This window comes from Enterococcus sp. RTP21361st1_A6_RTP21361_211029 (assembly GCF_040910045.1).
Classification (GTDB): domain Bacteria; phylum Bacillota; class Bacilli; order Lactobacillales; family Enterococcaceae; genus Enterococcus_D; species Enterococcus_D gallinarum.
In genome coordinates, this window is record NZ_JBDGBK010000006.1 from 17177 (window position 1) to 42512 (window position 25336).

Annotated in this window: 21 protein-coding genes; 16 read left to right on the forward strand and 5 right to left on the reverse strand. The window is 41.4% G+C overall.

From position 1 onward, the window contains the following. Nucleotides 1-79: 79 nt before the first annotated feature. The 11 genes from AB5Z52_RS01910 to AB5Z52_RS01960 all read left to right on the forward strand — a co-directional run bounded on the left by AB5Z52_RS01910 (nucleotide 80) and on the right by AB5Z52_RS01960 (nucleotide 11342). Nucleotides 80-1222: a glucose-1-phosphate adenylyltransferase gene (locus tag AB5Z52_RS01910; protein WP_003127006.1), complete on the forward strand. Its 1143-nt coding sequence runs from the start codon at nucleotides 80-82 to the stop codon at nucleotides 1220-1222. Beyond that, nucleotides 1212-2363: a glucose-1-phosphate adenylyltransferase subunit GlgD gene (glgD, locus tag AB5Z52_RS01915; protein ID WP_005472316.1), complete on the forward strand. Its 1152-nt coding sequence runs from the start codon at nucleotides 1212-1214 to the stop codon at nucleotides 2361-2363. Before AB5Z52_RS01910 ends, glgD begins: the two co-directional genes overlap by 11 nt. Then, complete coding sequence (gene glgA, locus AB5Z52_RS01920; protein ID WP_005472317.1) at nucleotides 2360-3790, forward strand: glycogen synthase GlgA; 1431 nt, start codon at nucleotides 2360-2362, stop codon at nucleotides 3788-3790. The genes glgD and glgA overlap by 4 nt, the downstream gene beginning before the upstream one ends. A gap of 130 nt (nucleotides 3791-3920) precedes the next feature. After that, entirely contained in the window at nucleotides 3921-6347 is a 2427-nt protein-coding gene (locus AB5Z52_RS01925; protein ID WP_005472318.1) for a glycogen/starch/alpha-glucan phosphorylase, read from the forward strand. A gap of 102 nt (nucleotides 6348-6449) precedes the next feature. Next, a complete protein-coding gene (locus AB5Z52_RS01930) occupies nucleotides 6450-7211 on the forward strand; it encodes a hypothetical protein (protein ID WP_029486949.1) in 762 nt (253 codons plus the stop codon). Nucleotides 7212-7613: 402 nt separating this feature from the next. Continuing rightward, complete coding sequence (locus AB5Z52_RS01935) at nucleotides 7614-8183, forward strand: DUF2179 domain-containing protein (protein WP_003127011.1); 570 nt, start codon at nucleotides 7614-7616, stop codon at nucleotides 8181-8183. A gap of 78 nt (nucleotides 8184-8261) precedes the next feature. Further along, on the forward strand, nucleotides 8262-9221 hold the full coding sequence (locus tag AB5Z52_RS01940) for a cation diffusion facilitator family transporter (protein ID WP_003127012.1): 960 nt from the start codon (nucleotides 8262-8264) through the stop codon (nucleotides 9219-9221). Nucleotides 9222-9294: 73 nt separating this feature from the next. Then, nucleotides 9295-9855: an elongation factor P gene (efp, locus tag AB5Z52_RS01945; RefSeq protein WP_003127013.1), complete on the forward strand. Its 561-nt coding sequence runs from the start codon at nucleotides 9295-9297 to the stop codon at nucleotides 9853-9855. A gap of 65 nt (nucleotides 9856-9920) precedes the next feature. Beyond that, the gene (crcB, locus tag AB5Z52_RS01950; RefSeq protein WP_005472323.1) at nucleotides 9921-10289 is read left to right on the forward strand and encodes a fluoride efflux transporter CrcB; all 369 of its coding nucleotides are present in this window, start codon (nucleotides 9921-9923) and stop codon (nucleotides 10287-10289) included. A 2-nt stretch (nucleotides 10290-10291) separates the two neighbouring features. After that, nucleotides 10292-10645 carry a CrcB family protein gene (locus AB5Z52_RS01955; RefSeq protein WP_005472325.1) on the forward strand — a complete coding sequence of 118 codons (354 nt, stop codon included), beginning with the start codon at nucleotides 10292-10294 and terminating at the stop codon, nucleotides 10643-10645. Nucleotides 10646-10658: 13 nt separating this feature from the next. Further along, on the forward strand, nucleotides 10659-11342 hold the full coding sequence (locus AB5Z52_RS01960) for a hypothetical protein (protein WP_005472327.1): 684 nt from the start codon (nucleotides 10659-10661) through the stop codon (nucleotides 11340-11342). Between the two features lie 48 nt (nucleotides 11343-11390). Here AB5Z52_RS01960 and AB5Z52_RS01965 read toward each other — a convergent pair whose 3' ends face one another. Together AB5Z52_RS01965 and AB5Z52_RS01970 are read right to left on the reverse strand one after the other, a co-directional pair. Continuing rightward, entirely contained in the window at nucleotides 11391-11711 is a 321-nt protein-coding gene (locus tag AB5Z52_RS01965; protein WP_003127018.1) for a GIY-YIG nuclease family protein, read from the reverse strand. Beyond that, nucleotides 11701-12435 (reverse strand): tRNA1(Val) (adenine(37)-N6)-methyltransferase, encoded by a 735-nt coding sequence (locus AB5Z52_RS01970; RefSeq protein WP_003127019.1) that lies wholly within the window; start codon nucleotides 12433-12435, stop codon nucleotides 11701-11703. Before AB5Z52_RS01970 ends, AB5Z52_RS01965 begins: the two co-directional genes overlap by 11 nt. A 135-nt stretch (nucleotides 12436-12570) precedes the next feature. On the opposite strand from AB5Z52_RS01970, the gene AB5Z52_RS01975 reads away from it, so the two are divergent. Both AB5Z52_RS01975 and AB5Z52_RS01980 read left to right on the forward strand, forming a co-directional pair. Further along, entirely contained in the window at nucleotides 12571-13200 is a 630-nt protein-coding gene (locus AB5Z52_RS01975; protein ID WP_003127020.1) for a 1-acyl-sn-glycerol-3-phosphate acyltransferase, read from the forward strand. A gap of 255 nt (nucleotides 13201-13455) precedes the next feature. Next, nucleotides 13456-13809 carry a nuclear transport factor 2 family protein gene (locus AB5Z52_RS01980; protein ID WP_003127021.1) on the forward strand — a complete coding sequence of 118 codons (354 nt, stop codon included), beginning with the start codon at nucleotides 13456-13458 and terminating at the stop codon, nucleotides 13807-13809. Between the two features lie 249 nt (nucleotides 13810-14058). Here AB5Z52_RS01980 and AB5Z52_RS01985 read toward each other — a convergent pair whose 3' ends face one another. Together AB5Z52_RS01985 and anmK are read right to left on the reverse strand one after the other, a co-directional pair. After that, nucleotides 14059-15354 carry a PTS sugar transporter subunit IIC gene (locus AB5Z52_RS01985; protein WP_003127022.1) on the reverse strand — a complete coding sequence of 432 codons (1296 nt, stop codon included), beginning with the start codon at nucleotides 15352-15354 and terminating at the stop codon, nucleotides 14059-14061. A 45-nt stretch (nucleotides 15355-15399) separates the two neighbouring features. Then, entirely contained in the window at nucleotides 15400-16575 is a 1176-nt protein-coding gene (gene anmK, locus AB5Z52_RS01990) for an anhydro-N-acetylmuramic acid kinase AnmK (protein WP_117474594.1), read from the reverse strand. A 289-nt stretch (nucleotides 16576-16864) separates the two neighbouring features. Between anmK and AB5Z52_RS01995 the strand changes: the two genes are divergently transcribed. Genes AB5Z52_RS01995 through AB5Z52_RS02005 form a run of 3 tightly spaced genes read left to right on the forward strand, consistent with a single transcriptional unit; the run spans nucleotide 16865 to nucleotide 24337 of the window. Beyond that, entirely contained in the window at nucleotides 16865-18001 is a 1137-nt protein-coding gene (locus AB5Z52_RS01995) for an exonuclease SbcCD subunit D (RefSeq protein WP_003127024.1), read from the forward strand. Further along, the gene (locus tag AB5Z52_RS02000; RefSeq protein WP_368266819.1) at nucleotides 17935-21150 is read left to right on the forward strand and encodes an AAA family ATPase; all 3216 of its coding nucleotides are present in this window, start codon (nucleotides 17935-17937) and stop codon (nucleotides 21148-21150) included. Before AB5Z52_RS01995 ends, AB5Z52_RS02000 begins: the two co-directional genes overlap by 67 nt. 22 nt (nucleotides 21151-21172) lie before the next feature. After that, a complete protein-coding gene (locus AB5Z52_RS02005) occupies nucleotides 21173-24337 on the forward strand; it encodes an SNF2 helicase associated domain-containing protein (protein WP_368266821.1) in 3165 nt (1054 codons plus the stop codon). 83 nt (nucleotides 24338-24420) lie between these two features. Here AB5Z52_RS02005 and AB5Z52_RS02010 read toward each other — a convergent pair whose 3' ends face one another. Continuing rightward, nucleotides 24421-25152: an HAD family hydrolase gene (locus AB5Z52_RS02010; protein ID WP_117474593.1), complete on the reverse strand. Its 732-nt coding sequence runs from the start codon at nucleotides 25150-25152 to the stop codon at nucleotides 24421-24423. Nucleotides 25153-25336 lie beyond the last annotated feature (184 nt).

Sequence of the window (25336 nt, forward strand, 5' to 3'; positions counted from 1 at the left end):
GCTTTTTGAAAGAAAAGCATTCATATCGAAAATAACACCGGCATCGTGAAAGAGATTGGCTTTTTAGCGGCTCAAGAAAATGAAAACAGAGATGTTAGCGATGATCCTCGCAGGAGGACAAGGCACACGTTTAGGGAAGTTGACCAAAAATATTGCGAAACCTGCAGTACCTTTTGGTGGTCGGTATCGTATTATCGATTTTACATTAAGTAATTGTGTCAATTCAGGGATTAAGAATGTTGGTGTGGTGACACAGTATCAACCTTTGGCACTGAACAGTCACATTGGAAACGGATCAAGTTGGGGGTTAGATGGTATCAATACCGGAGTGACGATTTTACAACCCTACTCAAATTCTGAAGGTGGAAAATGGTTTGAGGGAACAGCCCATGCGATCTATCAAAACATTGCCTACATTGATGAAATGGACCCTCAATATGTATTAGTATTATCCGGTGACCATATCTACAAGATGGATTACGAAGAAATGCTGGAAAAACACAAAGAAAACGATGCGTCTCTTACTGTTGCAGTGCTAGAAGTGCCAATGAAAGACGCTTCCCGCTTTGGTATCATGAACACAGATAAAAATGACCGGATCATTGAATTTGATGAAAAACCAGCAGAGCCAAAAAGTAACTTAGCTTCAATGGGAATCTATATCTTTGACTGGGCTCGCTTACGCAGCGTACTGTTAAGCAATTATACAAAAGACGGCGAAATGGTCGACTTTGGGAAACACGTGATTCCATCTTACTTGGAAAGTGGCGACAATGTATTTGCTTATCGTTTTTCAGGCTATTGGAAAGACGTGGGTACCATTGATTCTCTTTGGGAAGCTAATATGGAATTTATCGATCCACAGATGGAACTGGGAATCCGTGATAAAAATTGGCAAGTCTTCTCAAAAAATCCGATTGCTCCTCCTCATTTCATTACAGAAACAGGTTCTGCAAAAAATTCGTTGATCATGGATGGTTGCTATGTTGCTGGAGATATTGAACATAGTATTTTATCAGAAAATGTTCAAGTCAAAGAAGGAACCAAGATCACAGATAGTGTGGTCATGCCTGGAGCAGTCATTGGGAAAAATGTAACACTAAAACGCGCGATCATTGGAGAAAATGCAGTGATCGGTGATGATGCAGTCATAGACGGAACAGATGAAATTGCTGTTGTTGGTTATTCTGAAGTGATAGGAGTGACGATTGATGAGAACTAATAAAATGTGTGCCATTTTAGGCAATCTGCACCGCTACAAAGAACTGATGCCCTTAACGGAAAGTCGTCCGTTGTCGACGCTATTGTTTGATTGTAAATATCGTTTGCTTGATTTCAACTTGTCAAGTATTGAAAATGCAAATATCAAACAAGTGTATATGATTTTTAATGAAGGAGAAACACAATCCGTATTTGACCATATCGGTGGCGGGAAAGAATGGAATCTAGATGGTGTTCAAAACCGTTTCTTCATTCATTTGTTCCAAGACTCATTAAAACAGCAAGCTGCTGGTCAAGAGTATTACTATAACGTGATCGATTATTTGGAAAAATCTAAATCAGAGCATACGGTTTATATGGGCAGCAATATTTTGTGCAACATCGATTTGCGGGCGTTGCTGAAAATCCACCAGTTACAGAATAAAGAAATGACGGTCGTTTATAAACGAATCAGCAGTGATAACGTAAGTGACAACGACTTGATCTTTTCAGTTGACGAAGAAGGCCATTTGAATGAAGCTGTCCAAGCGAAGAAATGCGAGACAGAAAGTATGGTCAATCTTTGCACTGATATCTTCATCATCAAAACAGACCGCCTGATCCAAGCTTTAAAAGAAGGACAAGCTGTAGGAGCTACTCCAGACCTAGGTCGTTTCTTGCGGGAACGAATCTCTATCGAAAATACTAGCTTGTATGAATATACTGGTTATTTAAGCAATATTTATGATATTCAATCCTATTACCAAACCAACATGGATATGTTAGATGTCCACAAATTTACCTCATTGCTTTACTCAAATCAAAAGATCTACACCAAGCTGAAGAATGAAGTGCCAACCTATTACGCTGAAACTTCGGATGTCAAAAATAGTCACTTTGCTTCTGGTTGTATCGTAGAAGGATCTGTCGAACGGTCACTTGTTGCCCGCAGAACAACGATTCATCCGAATGCCCATGTCAAAGACACGATCATTTTTGGGAATAATGAAATCAAGGAAGGTGCTGAAGTTTCCTATGCTATTCTCGATAAAAATGTTGTGATCGCAGAAGGTGTCAAAGTTAGAGGAACCAGTGACGCACCGATCGTCGTCAAAAAAAATACCCATGTCACTGAAGATCTAATTGGAGGAGCAACGGCATGAAGGTACTATTTGCCGCAGCAGAATGCGCGCCATTTTTCAAGACAGGTGGACTAGGGGATGTCGTGGGTGCATTGCCCAAAGAACTTGTCAAAAAAGGGGTAGAAACAGTCGTGGTTCTGCCATTCTTTACTAAAATGTCAGCCGACTATCAAGAACAGCTGGAAGATTGTTTTTCATTTGAAGTCAATGTGGGTTGGCGTAAGCAATATTGTGGGTTGAAGAAACTAGTTCTCAATCGTGTTACCTACTATTTTATCGATAATCTGTACTATTTTGGTCGTGATAATTTATACGATTATTATGATGATGGCGAACGTTTTGCCTTCTTTCAACTAGCAACTATCGAAATGATGGAGAGAATCGATTTTATTCCTGACGTGATTCATGTGAATGATTACCATACAGCAATGATTCCTTTTCTTCTGAAAGAAAAATATCATTGGATCAATGCTTATCAGAATATCCGCACCGTTTTGACGATTCATAATATTGGCTTTCAAGGATGGTATAGCAAAGATATTTTACCGGACTTGTTTGGCATGGGGACAGAGCGTTACGATGACGGGACATTACGATTAAATGACTGTTTGAATTTCATGAAAGCAGGTATTTTATACGCAGATCGTATCACAACAGTTAGTCCTTCTTATAGTGAGGAAATCAAAACACCGGAATTTGGTTGCGGACTTGAAGTCATTCTAAGAATGGAATCTGGGAAACTGCAAGGAATATTGAACGGGATCGATTATGAAACCAACGATCCTGCAACAGATCCATTGCTGCCCTATCATTTTACTTCCGATGAAATGTCCGGTAAAGCTGCAAACAAACAAGAATTGCAAAAGATGCTGGGGCTACCAGCGCGTGATGTGCCTCTTATCACAGTGGTCAGCCGCTTGACTACACAAAAAGGCTTTCATCTTGTAATGCCGGAAATGGAAAACTTATTGCAATTTGATGTTCAATTTGCGCTTTTAGGAACGGGAGAACCGGAATTTGAAGAAGGATTCCGTTACTTTGCTGCAAAATATCCGGAAAAATGTGCCGCGGTGATTTCTTTTGATATTGGACTGGCGCAAAAAATGTATGCCGGAGCGGATCTGTTCTTGATGCCTTCTGCTTTTGAACCTTGCGGGCTTTCACAAATGATCGCCATGCGTTACGGAACATTGCCAGTCGTGCATGAGATTGGCGGACTAAAAGATACGGTAGATTCATACAATCCAATCACTCATCAAGGCACCGGATTTGGTTTCCAAGAGTTCACGTCATTTTATTTGATGAATGCAGTGAAACAAGGAATCCTGCTTTATCAAGACGACCAGCAAACGTGGAAATCTTTGCAAGCACAAGCCATGAATAAAGATTTTAGCTGGGACATTAGTTCCAATCAATATATTGATCTCTACCAAGCGATCAAAGTATAATCAAGTATAAGACAGAAGTATTCATTAGTCTGAAAGTAGAGCGGGTTTGACAGAACGACCTAGCGACAAGGGCGATTGGTGCTTCTGTCCTTTTTCATACAAATTGATAGTCATAAAGGAGTGAATTGTAATGGAGAAAGCTACCTTGCAAGAATTATTAGAAAGCCGGTTGAAAGATATTTTTTCGATCGAGATCGCAGAAGCTTCACCGCAAGAATTGTTTTTAGCTTTAGCTAACGTGGTCAAGAGCTGCTACGCGAATGATTGGAGCCAGACACGAAAAAATCTGCTCGTTGAACAGCAGAAACAGGCGTATTATTTCTCGATCGAATTTTTACCTGGAAAACTGTTGAAAAGTAATCTACTGAATTTAGGGTTGCTGGATACTGCGGAAGAGCTCTTCGAAGAGTTATCCTTTTCATTAGATGAAGTTGCTGAAGTTGAAAAAGATATGGCATTAGGAAATGGTGGACTAGGACGATTAGCTTCTTGTTTCATGGATTCTTTGGCTTCATTAGGGTTGCCAGGAAATGGGAACGGCATCCGTTATAATTATGGCCTTTTTAAACAAAAGTTTGTAGATGGGCATCAAGTAGAGCTGCCTGACGACTGGTTACGTGCCGGAAATGTCTGGGAGGTTCGAAAGGAGAGTAAAGCCGTGGATATCCAATATGGCGGCGAAGTGTACTTGATTGAAGACGAGAATGGGAGGCTGCGTCCTGAACGGCATGGTGGGTATGTCTGGCGTGCGGTTCCTTATGATACCGGAATGGTTGGCTATCAAAATGATATGATCAATACATTACGTTTGTGGAGCGTTGAGGTTCCTGCAGCGGAAGAAGCCAACTATGCAACCATTGAATCTCGTCGTTCTCTAGAAGATCTGACCGCTGTCTTGTATCCAGATGATTCTAATGAACGAGGCAAGAAGACTCGACTTATGCAAGAATATTTCTTTGTCTCAGCAGGCATTCAAAGTATTGTTCGCTACTATTTAAAATTGAATCATCCGCTAACGATGATGAGTGAAAAAATTGCTATCCATATCAATGATACCCACCCTGCATTATGTGTATCCGAGTTGATGCGGTTATTGTTAGATGATCATGATTTGCCATGGGAACAAGCATGGGCAATCACAGTGAAAGTCATGAGCTATACCAACCATACGATTATGGCTGAAGCGTTAGAAAAATGGCCGATTGATCTATTCAAAGAAGTTATTCCTCGGAATTACCAAATCATTGAAGAAATCGATCGTCGTTATCTTGAAGAGTATGCAGAGGTTCACGAAGCTGCCCTTCTTAATCGGACGCGTATTATTATTAATGGCCAAGTCCATATGGCGCATTTAGCGATTATTGGCAGCCATAGTGTCAATGGTGTCGCAAAGCTCCATTCTGATCTGTTGAAATCCGTTGTCCTACATGATTTTTATTTGATATTCCCAGAACGTTTCAATAATAAAACCAATGGGATCGCACAACGTCGCTGGATGCAGTTAGCCAACCAACCTTTATCAAAGGTGCTTGATACGACTATCGGCAAAAGTTGGCGCCATAACCCGCAAGACTTGCAATTATTGAAAAATTACCAAGAAGATCCAACAGTTTTGCAACGTCTAGCAGATGCAAAACTGACCAACAAACAAGCGTTAGCTGAATATATCCAGCAGACAACCGGGATCGAAGTTGATCCAACCGCGATATTTGATGTCCAAATCAAGCGGCTCCATGCGTATAAACGACAGTTGCTAAATGTGATGCATATTTTGAAACTATACTTTGACTTGAAAGATGAACCTCAAGCACCGATTCATCCACGGGTATTTATTTTTGGAGCGAAGGCCGCACCTAGTTATCATTATGCGAAAGCCATTATTAAAGTGATCAATGAAGTAGCTAACCTGATCAATCATGATCCGACAATCAATGATAAGCTGAAAGTCGTCTTTTTGGAAAACTACAACGTCACATTGGCTGAGCGGATCATTCCCGCAGCGGATGTCAGTGAGCAAATTTCCTTAGCATCAAAAGAAGCTTCCGGTACGAGCAACATGAAGCTGATGTTGAATGGGGCAGTCACGATCGCGACATTGGATGGCGCGAACATTGAGATTCGAGATGCAATCGGAGATGAGAACATTGCCATTTTTGGATTAACAGAAGAAGAGGTCTATGCTTATTATGCCCAACAAAACTATTCTGCGTATGCGTTTTACGAAGAAGATCCTGTGCTGCAACGGGTCGTGAATGCATTTATTGATGGAACGATCCCAAATATAGAAAGAGAAGGTCGGGAAGTGTTTGATTCACTATTAAAATATAATGATGAATACTTCTTGTTGAAAGACTTCAAATCTTATTGTGATGCCCAATATCGCGTGGATTTAGCTTATAAAGACCAACAGCGCTGGCAAGCGATCAGCTTGATGAATATTGCGAATGCCGGCAAATTTTCCGCAGATTATACGGTTCAAAATTATGCTGATGACATTTGGCAGATCGAACCATTGTATGCACATGTCAAAGAGCCAAATTCAGCTAGTCTGACGTAATAATCTATTGTACTTGCTCATTGAATATTCCCAAAAGACACCACAGCTTTCGTGAATTATTCACTGAAATATGATATGATTAGATAAAATCGCAACCAGAGGATGAGTGAATTGGCAAATTATTTAGATGTGAAACGCAAACATTTCCGTTTTCCAGCATATGATGATCAAGAAGGGGTAAAGCTGCAGTCCGAACACAAGGAAGTTTTCAGTCAGTCTGATGATTGGATTTTGACAGAAATCAAGGATCAACCTAGCACGAGCAGCAAAGAAAAGGATTCTGCTCACTCATTGCGTCGGAAAGTTCCTTCCAGTCACCCCAATTACGGTCATAGTGTGCGGCAAAAAGAAGAATTAGCGCAACATCGGGCAAATTTACCAAGCTATGGAAAACGACCTTTGCAGGAAAGTACACCTACCGGCAAAACAAATCTTTTTGGCAATGATCAACGACGTGCTTCTTATAAAGTGACGAGTAAAGCAGAACGGGCTGAAACGCCAACACCGACCAAGAAAGAGTATTCTGGGCGATCTTATTTTGTTCCCAAATACATTCCTGCATCGATCATCCCTGAACAAGAAAAAGAAGAGATCACTTCACAAGAACTGATGGATTCAATGGAGAAACCCCGCGAATCCTATTTGCTCTTTGATACTGAGCCAGCAGCCTACCAAGTAAAAGAAGGCGATGATCCCACGGTCAGAAAGTTCAATCGACCGCAATCTGTAGGCATGACACGGCGGGAATTTCGCGGCATGAACAAAAAAAACGGCGATAAGCGAGCTGTTCTAGATCGTTCCTTAGAAGGAATGATCGAAGAGGGGCAGTCAGAAAGCAATAAAAATGGCTACTTTCGCTCTTGATGAGTAGGACAACTGAAATAAGCAAAGGCACTCGTGAGAATCTCTCGCTCAACAAGCAGTTGGGAGTTATTCGTTAATAAAACAAGGATAATGATTTAAACAACAAAGAAAGCAACTATCTGAATTGTAGATGAAGCTGTGGCGCTAGCTTGCTGGATGAAGTAAGCTGACAAAACCAGTCGCTATCATCTGTGATTTGGATAGTTGTTTTGTGCTTCAGAATACCGCTAGTCTTTTCAAAAAATATCAAGAAAGCTGAAGCGACAATTTCCGTTAAAGAAGCGGCAGCTGTCCTCCTTGTTTTTATTTGTTGAAAGAAAACGGTGACTAACAGATGGCAACTTCTCAATTATTTTCACTTTTGAGAAGCATTTGCTATTCTTAAAAGAGGAGGGATACGGGATGGAAATTGATTTGCAAATGTTAGCGATGATCTTCTTTATCAATATGGCTTATGTCACATTGAATACAATTCGTTTTTTATTGACGATGAAAGGGTATCGGCTGATTGCACCGCTGGTCAGTATGGTCGAGATCACGATTTATATATTAGGATTGTCGATGGTATTGGATCGCTTAGACAATCCATTGAACCTACTGTTTTATGCATTAGGTTACGCCGCAGGAGTTAGTGTTGGAATCAAAATCGAAGATCAGCTAGCTTTAGGCTATACGATGGTCACGGTGATTTTACCGACGAATACAGATGAAGAAAAGAATTTGCCAAAAATTTTACGCCAAGAAGGATATGGTGTTACTCAAAGTTACGGAGAAGGATTAGAAGGTCCGCGATTGATCCTTGAAATTCTCTCACAACGCAAAAGCGAGAAGAAACTGTTTCAAAAAATCAAACAAATCGAAGAACGGGCCTTTATCATTAGCTATGAGCCCAAATATATTTCTGGCGGCTTTTGGACGAAGAAAATCAGTCGGAGAGAAGCTCGGGTCAAAAAAGAACAAAAAAAGGAATAGCTCTTTTTCTCTCCTGTGCGACGGTCCTTTTTTGAGATATAATAGGCAAGAATTTGGTTTGGAAGGAAGCGAATTTGAATGGAAAAACAAGCAAACGGCATGATGGCGGTGATAGCAGCACTCATCTCGAATATTTTAGTTGCCATCAGCAAGTTTGTCGGCTACGCATTGAGCGGCAGTGCGGCGATGTTGAATGAAAGTATTCACAGCGTGGTCGATTGCAGCAATCAAATCTTTCTGTTGATCGGTGATAAACGAGCAACGAAAGGGCAAAGTGAACTTCACCAATTTGGCGAAGGACGCGCGAAATACTTCTTTAGTACGATCGTAGCGATGATGCTGTTTTTTGGTGGGGGCGCTCTAGGTGTAATGGAAGCTTTTGAAAAGCTGCTGCATCCTGCTCATGAAGTTGGTAATACTTGGCTAGTGATTGGTATTTTGCTTTTCGGTTTAGTTGTAGAAGGTAGTTCTTTGTGGATCGCGATCAAAGAAATTCGGACCTTGAACGTAGAAAAGCAGCCTATTTATCGGTTTTTGAAAGAAAGTCGCCATAGTGAGATCTTGATTATCTTTACCGAAGACTTTTGTGCAGTGATTGGCTTGATGTTGGCAATGGGTGGAACGATCTTGACAATGGTCACTGGCAATGCGTTTTTTGATGCTTTCAGTGGCTTGCTGATCGGTATTTTGTTGATGATTGCTGCTATCTTTTTGGCACGAGAATTTTACAGTTTATTGATTGGCGAAAGCGTGACGAAAAGAGATCTTGTACTGATCAAAGAAGCCTTTGATCGTCCAGATGTCGATCGATTATTGGATATCAAAACCGTTCATTTAGGTCCTGCGGAAATCTTAGTCGCTGCCAAAATTGATATCACAGCAAAACAAGAGGAGATCGGTTATCAAATCATTAATGAGATCGAAGCAAAGATCCGCAGCTTCATGCCGGATAAAAAAATGTATATTTATATTGAAACGGATGAGTATGATCCTCATTATATGGAGAAACGGCGAAAACTTGTCCGATCACAAGACTGATTTTTGTAGAACAAAGCCAGTTTTTTTGATACAATAGACAAGGATTATCTAAGACGAAGGAGAATAAACCATTATGATCAATGCAAGTGATTTAAGAGCAGGAATGACATTCGTGCAAGACGGCAAACTAATCAAGGTATTAGAAGCCAGCCATCACAAACCTGGTAAAGGGAATACAGTCATGCGTATGAAATTGCGCGATGTTCGTTCAGGTTCAACCTATGATACAACATTCCGTCCAGAAGAAAAATTTGAAAAAGCTCATATTGATACGAAAGCTGTTCAATATTTGTATACAATGGACGATACAGCGTTCTTCATGGACTTGGAAACCTATGAACAATATGAAATTCCGGTTGAAGTTGTAGAAGAAGAAATGAAATACATTCTGGAAAACATGGAAGTGAAGATCCAATTCTTCGGCAGTGAAGTGATTGGGGTTCAATTACCATCATCAGTCATCTTGAAAGTTGTTGAAACACAACCGTCGATCAAAGGTGCGACTGTGACTGGCTCAGGTAAACCAGCAACGATGGAAACAGGTTTGGTCGTCAACGTACCTGACTTTATCGAAGAAGGCGAATCTCTAGAAATCAATACTTCTGAAGGTACGTACATCAAACGCGCGAAATAATCATTTTCTAGAAGAGCCAAGGTTTTATGAACTTGGTTCTTTTTCTTTTAGAAAGAAGGATCAACATGAATGTACTTGTTGTGGCATTTTTTGCATTTTTTGGCGGCATGGCACGTTATTTTCTTGCTTCGGAATTGCCGTCTTGGGGCATCTTCCCTTTAGGCACATTACTGGCTAATTTTATTGGCTGTTTTATTTTTAGCTTTTTAGTCAAGCAGATCATGACGAAAAGACACTTGAATGGACGTTTGATCTTGGGCATGGGGACCGGATTTTGCGGTGCTTTGACGACTTTTTCATCCTTTGCACTTGACACGGTGCAGTTGCTGCAAAAGCAAGCCTATGGATTAGCGACGGGGTATTTGATCCTGTCGATTTGCGGCGGGTTATTTTTTGTCTGGTTAGGCGAAGCCCTCGTTAGAAAGCAGGTGTAAGTATGGCATATATCGTTGTAGGAATTGGTGCAGCCATGGGCGCTGTCCTGCGTTATGGTATCAATCGTTATTTTGAACGAAGACCACATCCTTTTCCCAAAGCCACTTTGCTGATTAATTTATCTGGTGCGTTGATACTAGGGATTCTTGCCGGTCTTCAGATTGATCAACACTTGTATCTTTTGCTTGGAACAGGGATCATGGGCGGTTATACTACTTTTTCAACAATGACGATTGAATTATTTACATTGCTAAAGACCAATCGCCAGTACTTTTATCTTTATTTTTTCAGTACGTACATTGTAGGATTGACGGCTAGTTTTATTGGGTTGATGATAGGTGCTTATTTGAACTGAAAAGGAGTAGACGATGATTGCATTCATGTCAGCAGAAATGTGGCTTAAAAGTGAGTTTTTTTATTATTCAATCGTTCCGGTTTTATTAGTCGTTGGATTAGTGGCGCTTTTACTTTTGCTGATCCTTTTGTTGTATCGGGAGAACCGGCGGCAGGGTTTGATCTGGCTGCCTGTCGTAGTTTTGTTGCTTTGCGGCGGCGGTTTCTTGTTAGGAGATCATTTTTTTCACGACTTTAAAAATGACAATGCACAAATTACGCCAAATATCCGCGATCGGGAAAAACGCTTTATCGGATATAAATATTATGATCAGAGCACGTTGGCGGCTTATCAGCGAATCCAAAGTGAAGCCATTCCTTCTCTGGGGATCTATCAAGCAGAACCGGTTAGCCGAGAAATCCAATTTCTGGGTATTGCGCACAACTCTGTGTATTTCAAACTAGGAGAACAGTATTACTATTTGCGCCAAGAGCCAATCTTTGCGAAACAAGAACAAGCTGAGCTGCAAGGTGTCCAATACCATCTGATTGAGTCCGCTTTTGCAGACATCGGTTTTTTTACAGAAACAAACAATTATTTAACAGCCATCGTTTTGCCTGAGAGCAAAAAAGAGTTAGTCTATGAATCCATTGATGGGATCTTGCCAAAAGAGTTTGGCAAAAGTCAAACAGCTTGGGCAGTCCCTGGAAACCAATAAAAAATGTCATTACATGAGACAAAAGGATAGGTGAATCATCCGATTCATCTATCCTTTTGTGATGTCTTTACTTCCCATTGAAGATTGAGCATTCAAAACATTTTTTTCTTTCTGTTCAGTCAAATAACGTTCTTTGTGTTTGCGCACCAGTTTTTTAAAGGCAGCTTCCGCTTTTGTGGCTTCACTACGGGTAGCAAAACATTCCGCATGGATCATTTGTAAGGGGCGACGACTAGCTGGATGAGTGTACTTTGCTCCAATGCCTTGATTGTGTTGATGCAGGCGGCGTATCAAATCTGTGGTATAACCACCGTAAAAGGTATTGTCTTTACAGAGCAATACATAGAAGTAATGCGTATCAGCTGCCATAAAGCATCCGACTCACTTCCTCACTGTAGCTCCCATCCGCATGATAAGTGATCAGCGGTGAGGCAATCTTGAAACCATCAGCTTTACCATCCTTGATGCCCTCGATCAATAGGATATTCGCGTCTTTCCCTGCTTTGGGATAGACGAAACGGACACGTTTGGGTGCGATTCGATATTTTCTCATGCAGTCTAAAATATCCAAAAAACGATCAGGTCGGTGAACCATAGCAAAGCGCCCATTCATTTTCAGCGCTTTACTGGCTGTGTAGACCACCTCGTCTAATGTGGTCTCGATTTCATGGCGAGCAATCGCCAGATAAGGATTAGGATTTTTAACAGCAGTGGGAACATTTTTGAAATAGGGCGGATTACAGACCAAGAGATCCACCGAGTCCGGTTTGATTTTGGTAAAGATGTTTTTTAAATCCATTGGGTAAACCGTTATTTGTTCCTCAAGCCCATTCAAGCTTACACTGCGTTGGGCCATATCAGCCAGCCGATCCTGCAGCTCGATCTGGTAAATGTGAGCCGAAGTTTTACGGCTGATAAACAAGCCGACTGCACCATTTCCAGCACACAGATCAACGATTCGTCCCCGTTTGGGAATCGTTGGGAAGTTAGCTAGCAAAACGGCATCGAGGGAGAAAGAAAAGACCTCGCTGCTTTGGATGATTTTGATATCTTCCGCATATAATTGATCTATGCGTTCGTTTGATTGCAACATGAAAGCATACTCCTGTTCTAATTCATTTCCTTTGTATTATACTACGATTAAGAATAATCGGAAACGACAAAAAAGGCTTGTCATTTGAAGCGTTTTTTTGCATACTTATAAAAGAAACTGGAAAGGAAAGTGAGTATGTTTTTTAGCTTTATGCGAGGCGTGGTTCGGGTCATTTTGTTTTTGATCAACGGGAACGCCCGATATCAAAACAAAGAGGCTTTGCCGCAAAATGAAAATTACATATTGGTTGCACCTCACCGTACCTGGTGGGATCCGTTGTATCTGGCGGTGGCTGCTCGTCCCAAAAAGTTCAGCTTTATGGCAAAAGAAGAACTGTTTAAGAATCCAATCTTGCGCTTTATTTTGATTCATGCGAATGCTTTTCCGGTAAAGCGTGACAAACCAGGGCCGAGTGCTGTCAAAACACCGGTGAAAATCTTAAAAGATACAGATCTGAGTCTCATTATGTTTCCTAGCGGAACAAGACATTCGACCGCGCTGAAGGGTGGCATGGCACTGATCGCCAAAATGGCGAAGGTAAAAATCGTTCCTTCTGTTTATCAAGGTCCCTTAACGCTAAAAGATTTATTTAAACGTCGACGAGTAACCGTTCGTTTTGGGGAGGCGATCGATATCAGTGATATCAAGAAAATGGATAAAGAAGGGTTAGCAGAAGTGGAACGCCGCATTCAAGGTGCTTTTACAAAGCTCGACCAAGAAATAGATCCGAATTTTGTTTATGAAGTAGAAGAGAAGAAACGTTGATGCGTTTCTTCTTTTATTTTTGACTGTGTTTTAAATAAATATTGAACTTGATAATTTTTTGAGGATATGCTATGAGATAATCAATAACAAGGGTTTAGTTACAGGTTTAGAGGGCCTATTATGGCAAATAGTAATTCTTTGATTTCAGATGTTCAAAAATTATTTGTGAAAGTAGAATATATAAATACAATTAGATACTTGTTTTATAGTGCAAATTAAAATGAAGATTTTTACACATCGAGGAGGTAAAATGATATGAAGCCAAAAGAAATACTTTGCCAATGGGTTGACGCATTTAATCATGCGGATGTAGAAATTATTTCAGAATTATATGATGACAATGCAATAAACCATCAGGTTGCCAATGAGCCAGTTATTGGAAAAGAGGCTATAAAGAAAATGTTTGAACAAGACTTCTCTAACGCAGAAATGGTTTGTATCGTTGAAAACATTTTCGAAGATGGACAATGGGCAATTTTAGAGTGGCGTGACCCGTTAGGTTTGAGAGGTTGCGGTTTTTTTCAAATAGTAAATAATAAAATTTTATTTCAAAGAGGCTACTGGGATAAGCTATCTTTCTTGAAACAGCACAATTTGCCTATTGAATAAAATGAATAGATATCTTATATAAATAGTTTGTAAATTTCTTAAAAGGTGCATTAAGGGAAGGATAATAATTTCCCTTAATGATTGTTAGAATAGTAACACTGCGTTAAAACATAGTCTTATTTCTAATTTCTAAAGTAGGCTTGCTTCGTGCTTCTTACCTAGGAAAAGCAGCTCCTTATTGGTATGCTCAAAAAAATTTTAAAAAGGAGTCTCTGTTAGACAGAGGCTCCTTTTTTAGCTCATCAAGAGTTATTCAGTGACTGGTTGATTTTCCTTTTCCAATTCATTTTTGTCATAGATTTTTACAAATGGATAATAAATGAGGATGGAAAGTACAATCAAAAGAATGTTTAAGACGATTGCTCTCCAGTCACCGCCTGTTGCAAGAAAGGCACCAATTGGTCCTGGCAATGTCCAAGGGGCATTGACGGTCACTTTGTTGACTAAACCAGCCGAGGTGGCTACCCAGGCAATTACACCATTGACTAATGGTGCAATGATAAATGGCGGAATCAAAATTGGATTCAAGACGATAGGCGTCCCAAAAATCAGCGGCTCATTGATATTGAAAATAGCAGGGATCAATGCGGTTTTTCCTAGTTTTGATCCGAATTCGGATTTTGTACGAAAAGCAAGCAAGATCGCCAGACCGATGGTTGACCCTGCGCCGCCGATCCAAATGAACCATTGGTAGAATGGCTCAGCAGCAATGTTGGGAATCACATCGCCAGAAGCTAACGCAGTGGTGTTGCCTTCCAATAATTGCAGCCATAACGGCCGTGCCAGTGAACCAACGATCGAGGCACCATGGATCCCAAAGGACCAAAAGAATGTCGTTAAGAAAGTGATCAATAAGACACTTGGCAAGCTATCGGCTGCGCTAACTAGAGGATCAACAACTTTTGCTACGATGGTATGCCAGTCAAAGCCAATGTAATAGGTGATTGCCCCCATACCTAAAATAATGATCAATGTTGGCGTTAAAGCTTCAAAAGATCGAGCAACAGCAGGAGGGACTTGTTCCGGCATCGTGATTTTAAATTTAGATTTATCCGTCAAACGATAAATCTCGACAGCTAAAATCGATGTAATGATCGCTACGAACATCCCGGCACTGCCCAAGTTTGCCATTGGTAAAACAAATCCGGCTGTACCAGCAGCCTCCAAAGCTTCGGGGGGAATATTTATTGGCGTGAAAGTCAATAAAAAAGCTGTGGTGGCTAAGATACCACCAGAGAGACCATCGAGTTTATAGGAACGGGCTAAGCTAAAGCCGATCCCGAATGCGGCATATAAACTCATAATGTACATCGTCATGCGGTAAGGAAGCAAGATCGTGGTCGCATGGCTCGAAAGAAATTGATAGATTCCCCAGTCTTGTGGCAGGGGAGGAAAAGCTAAAATCATAAAAAATGAGCTGACGATAATCAGTGGCAAAGTAGAGACGATCCCATCGCGGACCGCCCGTAAATGCCGTTGACTCCCCAGTTTTTCCATTGGTCCAGCCAGGTGACGTTCAATGAACTGTGTAAATTTATCTAACATTTTTTAACCTCCTGTGAAAACGTTCATATGGTTGAATTAATAAAGTTATGTTGGGTGATTCCGCTCTCCTATGGGACCAAATGGATTTGGGATGATCTTTCCCAGAATCACGGATTGTTTGGCACCAGTCGCGGCAGGAGCATTATTTTTATGTCCCTGTAAGGTCTCGTATCCTAAAAGGGCAAATGCCATAGCTTCTTTCGCATCATTGGACCAACCTAAATCATTTTGGGTAATCACTGTAATCTCAACGGGTAAGTAGTTGACCAGCATTTTTTTTAGTGTTGAATTATGCGAGCCGCCGCCTGCTAAAATCACTTCAATGGGTCCGCTTTCAACAAGTGGGAAAACGAAGCGCCGATAGCTCTCGGCAATCGAGTAGGCAGTAAAATCGGTCACTGTTGCTATTAAGTCTGCTGGTTTTTCTGCAGAAAAATCTGCTAATAGTTGATCACTGAATGCTTGACCAAATAGTTCCCGTCCAGTGCTCTTAGGGGGTGCTTGATCGAAATAGGAATGATTTCTTAATTGTGTTTGCAATTTAGGAATAATGGTTCCCTGTTGAGCAATCCTTCCTTCAGCATCGTAAGGAAGTTGGAATAATTGATGCATCAGTTCATCGATGATCATATTTCCAGGACCAGTATCGAAGGCGACAAGATCACTTAATGTGCCATTTTTCGGCAGGACCGTCACATTTCCAATCCCACCGATATTTTGCAATAAGCGGGTTTTATCAGGGGAACGATACAAGAGATAATCAGTATAAGGTACAAGCGGTGCTCCTTGTCCACCAGCAGCCATATCCATCGCGCGGAAATCGGCAACCACAGTTGTTCCGAGTCCGTAGGCAATGATTGACGGCTCTCCAATTTGAAACGTACTGGAAACAAGCGGGTTTTCCGAGGGTGCATGCCAAATAGTTTGTCCGTGGCTAGCAACAAAGTCAATGCTAGTTTCGGTTACTGCTGTTTCTTGGCAGACCTGACGACAAGCAGCGAGAAAGGCATAGCCTAGCTCAACATTTAACTGACAGATCAAGGAAACAGAAGAGTCCTCCGGGTCACAGGCTTGTTTTATTCTTTGGCGCAACTCGGGGGAAAAAGCAGTAGTCGTCAGATGCAACAGACGAATAGATGGCTGTGAATGATTATCGATTTCTACTAATGCGGCATCAACACCGTCTAAACTAGTTCCAGACATGAGTCCAATTCCAAGCATTGTTTCTCCTCCTTTCTTTTGTGTTTGTCGAAACCAAATTAGATGAACTTGGGCGGAAATGTATTCGGTTTCAACCTCGTCTTTATTGTAGTGTATGTGTAATTGCATTTCAATGATTTTTTTTTGTAAAAGGAAATTTAATTTCATTAATTTGACAAATCAGTGTGAGAACCCGTTTGGAAAAAGAAGGACTCAATTGTCTGGGAACGAGAAGATCACGTTGATACATTCAATTCATAATCGTAAAGTGGTATAATGATGGGAAGGATATTTTTAAGAGGGTGGGTATATGCGTTTTTTACATACAGCAGATTGGCACATAGGTAAAAAATTACACGGCTATGATCTTCTCGAAGATCAAAGTTACATTATTGACCAGATAATTGATCTGGCGGAAGAACAATCAGTAGATGCAATTATCATTGCTGGGGATCTTTATGATCGCACGGTGCCAGCCGTTGACGCAGTGAAATGTTTAAATGAGAAAATAGCGAAAATCAATTTAGAAAAAAAGTTTCCTTTACTAGCGATTTCTGGTAATCACGATAGTCCGACACGACTTGAAACTGGAAGTCCATGGTTCAAAAATACGCAATTTTACCTAACGACCTCCATTGAAGAAAGTATTGAGCCGATTGAATTTTCTGACACCCAGTTTTTCTTGTTACCTTATTTTGAACCGATCGAAGCGCGTTTGTTTTTTGATGAAAAAATCACAACGATCGCAGAAGGGGTGACTCGGGTCCTTCAAGAGATGAAGCAGTATTTTGATTCTACGAAAAAACAAGTCCTGGTGACTCACTTTTTTGTAGCTGGTTCAAGCCAGACGGATTCGGAAACCAAAATTCAAGTAGGCGGATTGGATAGTGTTCCGACAACGGCGTTTGAAGGGTTTGACTATGTCGCCTTAGGACATCTGCATGCAAATACTGCGCTAAATCATGAACGAATCCGTTATAGCGGGTCTCCGTTGAAATTTTCATTGTCTGAAATAACCAATGAGAAAGGTGTTTATATCGTAGATACTCAAAAGGACCAGCAGCATTTTTATCCGTTGCGGCCGAAAAGAGATCTTCAGCAATACACTGCTTCTTTTGAAACATTGCTTGATCCTGCCTTTTATCGGCAAGTGGATCGAGAGGCCTTCTTACACTTCACGTTAACGGATCGAGCCGTAATTCCTAATATGATGAATCAATTACGGCGGGTCTATCCTCGAATTTTATCTGTGGAGCGGCAAAATGGGCGAACCGTCAGCAAGAAAAATTTGACATTAGCCGATGAGGAGGATCCGCAACGGGTGATCGCCCATTTTTATAAAGAAATGACTGGAGAACCGTTAAATGAGCAGCAGCAAAAATGGCTCACAGGTTTGACAGCGGGTGGAGAGAAGGAGCGAGAGAAGTCATGCAGCCAAGAAAATTAATCATGAAAAACTTTGGTCCCTACATTCATGAGGAACTGGATTTTGGCGACTTTCAAGAAGGTGGTTTGTTTCTAGTCAGCGGGAAAACCGGGGCTGGCAAGACGACGATCTTTGATGGAATGACATTTGCATTATTTGGAGAAACTTCCGGAAATTTGCGGTCCGGTAAAGAAATGCGTTCGACATTCGCTTCCCCCACAGAAGAGACGAGTGTCCGTTTTTCCTTTGACCATCAACATTTGCACTATGAGATCGAACGACGTCCCGAACAAGTCTTAGCCAAAAAACGCGGCGATGGAGTCACGAATCAAGCAGCTAAGGTACGGTTGACGATCTATGATCAGCAAGGAAAAGAGCGCAAACAAATCAGCAAAAAAAATGAAGTAGATATCTTCATCAAAGATCTGCTGCAATTGGATGCCAAACAATTCTTCCAAATCATTTTGCTGCCTCAAGGAGAATTTCGCAATTTTTTGATCGCCAGCAGTAATGAGAAAGAAAAAGTTTTGCGGAATATTTTTGGAACGGAAATGTATCAGCGCTTCAATGAACAGGTCAAAAAGCAAACCAAACAAATTGAAAAACAACAAACGGCAGCGGATCATTTGGTCACACGCTTTGAGTGGACCGAACCGGCAACTCCGGTTTCGTTGGTTGAGACATTAGCGTACTGGCAGACAGATCTTGAGAAACAACGAAGTCATCAGCAAACAATTGAAGCAAAAAAATTCCAAGCGGAGCAAGAGAAAAAGACCGCACAGGAAGCTTTTTATTTGGCAAAAGAAATCCATAAAGCACTTGCCGAGCAACAGGAACTCAGCCAACAGGCAGCGAATCTAGCTGCGAAAGAAAGTCAAATTTTAGACGATAAACTGCGGCTGCAGCAGCTAGACTGGGCGAGTGAGCATCAAGAAATCTTACGCCAAAAAGATGAGCGGACAGCTGAAGTAGCACAGGCTATTCAACAACTTACATTCAATCAGCAATCATTAGAACAATGGCAAGAGTCTCAAGAGATATGGGACAAAAGCCGAGAAGTTCAGGTAGATCGAAAGGACGAACATACAGCAGCTAAGCAACGTTTACAAATACTGGCACAGTTAAAACCATTAGCCGAGCAAGTTCAGCAACAAGAAAAACAGGTCGCTTCTTTGCAGGAAACGGTGACTCAACAGGAAAAACAAGCGCAGCATCTGAAAGAACAGCAAAATCTTGCTATGAATCAGGAGCAAGGATTAAAAGAAGAAATCCAAAAGCATTCGATCTACCAAGTACAGGAAGTCCAACTGGTTCGTGGAGAAAATCTGTTGTACCAATGGCAGATGTTGAAAAAAGAGGAGCAGCAGCTGACTGATACCCAACAGCAACTAACAGACCAGCAGCGAAAATTGCAAGAGAAGCAGCAGCAGTTAGTAAGTAAATATGATGAGTTAACTGAAGAATTGGTGCAAGAAAAAAGTCGAAATGCCAAGATGCAGATTGCTCGTTTGAGTCTCTTATTGGTGGAGGGGGAACCTTGTCCGGTCTGTGGCTCTTTTGAACACCCCGCTGCTCAAAAACATACAGAGTATAGTAATGAAGAAATCATTGATAGCGAGCAGCAACTTGAATCTTTGGAGAACCAGCTGCAACAAGTTGGTGAAGACCGTTCGACGAACTTGCTGCTGCTAGAACAAGTCAATGACCAGTTTCAAACAATTAAACAAAAAATGAGCGCGTTGAAGGAAAAACAACAGACAACGTATCAGACACTGCGAGAAATCCTCCAGCCGTTGATGGAAAATATGCTAGGTCAAACAGTCCTGAAAGAAGGAGCTGGCAAGGAACCAGCTGACCCATTGCTGGTAGAAGGATTGACTGAAAAGGAAATTTCCACTACCTATTTCAAATGCCAACAAATCAATCAGCAGTTGAAAGAGCAATTTGCTCTAGACAGACAGAAATTGACAGAGGTCCAAACAAACAGCCAACATCTTACAGAAGAATTGACAGCACTTGAAGCAAGTCTCAAGACTGCTAGTGACGCTTTACGTTTGGAAGAAGGAAAACTGTCCTCACTAAAAGAGCAAACGGAGGGAGTATCTCTGGAGCAGTTGAACGAGGAACAGGAGCAACTAGCAGCACAATCGTCTCGTTTAGCAGCTCTGATTGAAGCGGATCAGTTGGAAGAGCAACGTTTGAAGGAACAGTATACGATCCTGACAGAGCAGCAACGAAATCTGCAACAGTTTCTAGCCGACAAGCAACAAGCTGCTCAGCTAGCCCAAGAACGCTTGGAAGAAGTCTTGCCTGCGGCATGTACCGAACAACAGATGCGCAGTCTGCTCAATGATCTTGAGGAACGCCAGGAGCTACGCAGTACGATAAAAACCTATGAACAACAACAACGTTTTGTTCAACAGCGACAGCTTGAACTGGCACAATTTTTGCAAAACAAAGCTGTGCCTGACTTGGAAGTCTTGCAAGAACAAGTAGACCAGTCTGAAACAGCGGTAGAACAATTACAAGAACAAGTAATCCGAGGAAAAGAACAAATCAAGCAAAATCAGCGATTACTTGAAGAATTGCAGATAATCTATCAACAAAACACCAAGCAATTAGAAAAAATCAGCCATTTACAGCAACTATCAGAAGTCATCAATGGAGAAAATGAAAAGAAGACCAGTTTGGAACGCTATGTTCTGCAACGATTTTTAACAGAGATCTTAGAAGTGGCGAATGTTCGCCTAGCTCGATTGACAAGAGGACGTTATCAATTCGAGTTGGCAGACAAAGTGGGGAGCTATCGAAGCTCGACAGGGTTGGAGATCGATATCTATGATGATAATGCTGGCAGTCTTCGGCGAGCACATACCTTATCGGGTGGTGAAAGTTTTATTGCCGCATTGGCATTGGCTATCTCATTAGCTGATGTGATCCAAAATCGTTCGGGAGGCATCGAGATCGAGGCGTTGTTTATTGACGAAGGATTTGGCTCATTAGATGAAGAATCGTTGGAAATGGCGATGGAAGCATTAGAAATGATTGAAAATGAAGGGCGGATGATTGGGATCATTAGTCATGTAAGAGAATTAAGAGAGCGAATCTTGCAGCAAGTCGTTGTTCAAACAGATGGCAGCGGACAAAGCAAAATTCGTACAAAACTTTAGAGAAAGGAGGAATCAGAAGCATATGAAATGGAGTATTCCAGAAAAAGTCATTGAAAGAGGTCGGACCTATCTAAATGAAGGTCGCGTCCTATCGGTTATTCCAGATCCAGAGAGAAAGGTATGGCATGCGGAAGTCTTGGGAAGTGAGCTATATTTAGTCGATCTTGATGCGACGGCTAAAGAGATCGATTATTGCCAATGCCCCTATTGGGAAGAACATCACTATTGTAAACACACTATAGCTGTTGAACTTTATTTACGAAAGCAAGGCAAAACAAGACAAATCACAGAAGAAAAAAAGCCAACAAAAGCCGCATTTTCGGCTTCGGAGATGTTTTCTCAGGGATTCAATCGATTGCAGTCTGGACAGCGGACGATCACTCCTTTGCAAATTGAATATCGTGTCGAAAATCTGACCACGAACCCTTACCACCAGGAGATGGATGTTCTAGGGATTTCACTAAAAGTCGGTCAACGGGGAACTTCAAAGACGTATGTCGTCAAAAATATCTATAAATTTTTGCAAATCTATCAAGAAAAAAAAAGCTATCTGGCGAACAAACAAACAGAGTTTCTTTTAACGAGTGAAGCATTTGACCAAACCAACAATGATATTCTGATCCGCTTACTAGGCATTGCTCAGACACAGCAGCTGATTGGACAAGCTGGCATCCAAGTGAAAGGCAAACTAGACAAAAAGTATTTGCTATTGCCAGTTGAATACGGGAAAGAACTATTAGAGAAAATGAACGCTGCTTATATGCAGTTAACGATTGGCAACGCTAAACTTCGTCAAGTGACTTTTTCTGAAGGCAAGCCGCTGCATTTTCGTGTTCAAAAAGAACACGGTCAATTTACGTTATCTTTGACGAGGGATTTTGATCACTTGCTGAGCTATTACAATTGGGGCCTTCAAGGCGATACGATCGTTGAATTGACGATGGACCAAAAAGAAGTCTATTTGACGATGCAGCAATTATTCAAACGCTTTGAAGAACCAACGATCATTTATCCAAAAGCGGAACTGTCCAACTTGTTTATGCAAGTTTTGCCTCATTTACGCAAGATCGGCACGGTAGAGATCACAAAAGAGGTCGGAGCAGAGATCCAAGAGAGTCCGTTAGCCGTTGTTTTTTCACTGCGTAAAATCAAAGGTCAGATCGATTTGCAAATTGATTTCAATTATGGCGAAGTGACTTTTTCGACTGACGAAAAGCATCAAGTGATTCCTGAGGCCCATCCAGAGATTTTAAGGGATTACCCTCAGGAAAAGCGGATCGAACAAGTAGTTGAAAGAATGAAGTATCAAAAAAGTACCAAAAATTGGTTCAAAGCGCTACCGGAAGGGGAAGAAGTGTTTGCCTTTTTCACTCGTGAAATTCCTTTACTGCGCCAACTAGGAGAAGTACGTATCGGCAAAAAATTGCGGGAACTTTACTTAGATGCACAGCAGCACCGTCCAACGATCGAAATTGAAGAAAATGGTTCCTGGCTGGATATTCACTTTGATGTCAGCGGGATCGCTGAATCGGAGATCGATGCTGTCTTGCGGAGTTTGTTGCAGGCTGATCGTTTTTACACGACAGAAAATGGGCAAGTTCTTTCACTGGAAACAGAAGCCTTTCAAGAAGCAAGCGCCGCGCTGAAAAAATTACGGACAGCCTTTGTATCTCAGTCAGGTACGTTACAAGTTCCGTTGAACCAAGGATTGTATTTGCAAGAAGAACTAGCTGACCAAGCAACTTTTAGTCAAGGATTCAAACAAATGACGACAGATTTGATTCATCCAGAAAAATTTTCTGCACCATTGCCTCATCAGCTCCAAGCGCAATTAAGACACTATCAGGAGGTCGGATTTCGTTGGCTGAAGATGCTGAGTCAGTATCAATTTGGCGGCATACTTGCAGACGAAATGGGATTAGGGAAGACAGTTCAAACAATCAGCTACTTGTTGTCCGAAAAGCAAGAGAAGCAACAGTTGAATGCTCTGATCGTTGCACCTGCGAGTTTGACGTATAATTGGCAGCAAGAAATCAAACGCTTTGCACCAACGATCCGGTCGGTGGTGATCAGTGGTTCTCGGGAGGAACGCGGCAGCCAATTACAGCTGCCGGCAGATGTCCGCATCACATCTTATGCCAGCTTACGGCAGGACATCGACCAGTACCAAGAATTAGGTTTAGCGTATTTGATCTTGGATGAGGCGCAAATGGTCAAAAACAGCGGAACCAAAACAGCACAAGCGTTGCGTTCTTTAAATGTTCCCCATCGATTTGCATTGAGTGGGACACCCATCGAGAATAATCTTGAAGAGTTGTGGTCCTTATTTGAGATGATCATGCCGGGATTTTTCCCAAATAAACAACGCTACAAAGAATTGACGACACAAGAGATCGCAAAAATGATCAAGCCATTCATATTGCGACGCGATAAAAAATCCGTTCTTCAAGATCTGCCAGAGAAGTTAGAAACGAATTATTATAGTGTACTGACAGAAGAGCAGAAAAAAATCTACCTTGCGTATTTGCGCCAAATGCGGGAAGAAATCGCACAAATGGATACAGCAGCATTTCGCAAAAATCGTATCAGCATCTTGGCTGGCCTTACTCGTTTGCGTCAAATCTGCTGCGATCCGCGATTGTTTGTGGAAGATTACGAAGGCACATCAGGCAAGCTAGAACAGGTCAAGGACCTGATTCAAGCAGCAAAAGAAAACGGCCGCCGTGTGCTCTTATTCTCACAGTTTACAAGCATGCTTTCGATCATTGAAGAAGAACTTGCTCAAGAAGGAATTGAAACCTTCTATTTACGAGGAAGCACTCCTCCTCAAGAACGTTTGAGTATGGTCGATGCTTTCAATAATGGAGAAAAAGATGTCTTTTTGATCTCATTAAAAGCCGGCGGAACTGGATTGAATCTGACAGGGGCGGATACGGTCATTCTATATGACTTATGGTGGAATCCTGCAGTGGAAGAACAAGCCGCTGGCCGGGCACATCGAATCGGTCAGAAAAAGGTTGTGGAAGTTTGGCGAATGATCGCTGAAGGAACCATTGAAGAACGAATGGATGCTTTGCAACAAGAAAAGCGGGAACTATTCCAAAAAGTCATCCAAGGGAATGAAGCCCAGCTGAACCAAATGACGGAAGAAGATATTCGCTTGATTTTAAGCATTGGTGAAGAATAGATTCAGCGAATACAAAACCCTTGATACGAAAGCAAGAGACAGCTAGGATGCGAAGATTTGCATCTATAGCTGTCTCTTAGTTTTTAGCGAGCCATCACAACTGCATCTGTAAAGGATAAGATACCTTCTGTCAGCTCTTCAAAAGCAGTTAACGTACAGTCAGGGTGACAATTTTTGATTTCGGGAGCTTGGCGTCGGCGATGATTCAGCCAAAGGGCTTGCCATCCCGCTTGTTTACAGCCAAAGACATCATTGTCAAAGTTATCTCCCACGTATAATGTCCGTGAGGGATCTAAATCAAATCGTTCTTCAGCAAGCTGAAAAAGTTCAATATCCGGTTTTTGGTACCCTGTTGCTTGAGAAATCAGCATGTATTCTGGATGGATCCAGCGAGTCAATTCCAATTGATCGATTTTCTTTTGTTGGTGATCTGTTGGGCCATTGGTAATGATTCCAAGCTTGATAGGTAATGAAGCCAAGGTATTGAGAGTTTCTTCTACGGCTGGATGAAGTTGGATGTTGTCTAGCTCTGTCTCGTAAGTCGCTTGAAACAATCGGCTAGCATCATTTGATAAAGGAGAGTAGCCTAAATCAATCAGCGATTGACATAGTCTAAAGGTACGAAATTCTTCTAATGTCCATTCTTTTGAGATGACTTTTCCAAAATGGTTATCGCTATGTACGCGAAAACGAATATAAAGAGGATGGAGATCTGTTGTTGCTACTTCAGGTATGATGGTTGTAACCGCATTTCGAAATGGTTGTTGTTGATCGTATAAAGTATCATCGACATCAAAGATTACCGCATTAAGCAAAAGAGACACGCCTTTCAATTGTAGTGAAAATTTTCATTTTGTTTTCGAACATATAATAGCGGATATCTTGAGAGAAAAAAAGGGCTTAAAGCTTGATAAATAAAGGTTTTATTTACTAATTTTAGAAATCCTTGGTCTCATCGCTTTTTCAAATTTGAGTGAATTTTACCCTTTTCAATCGATT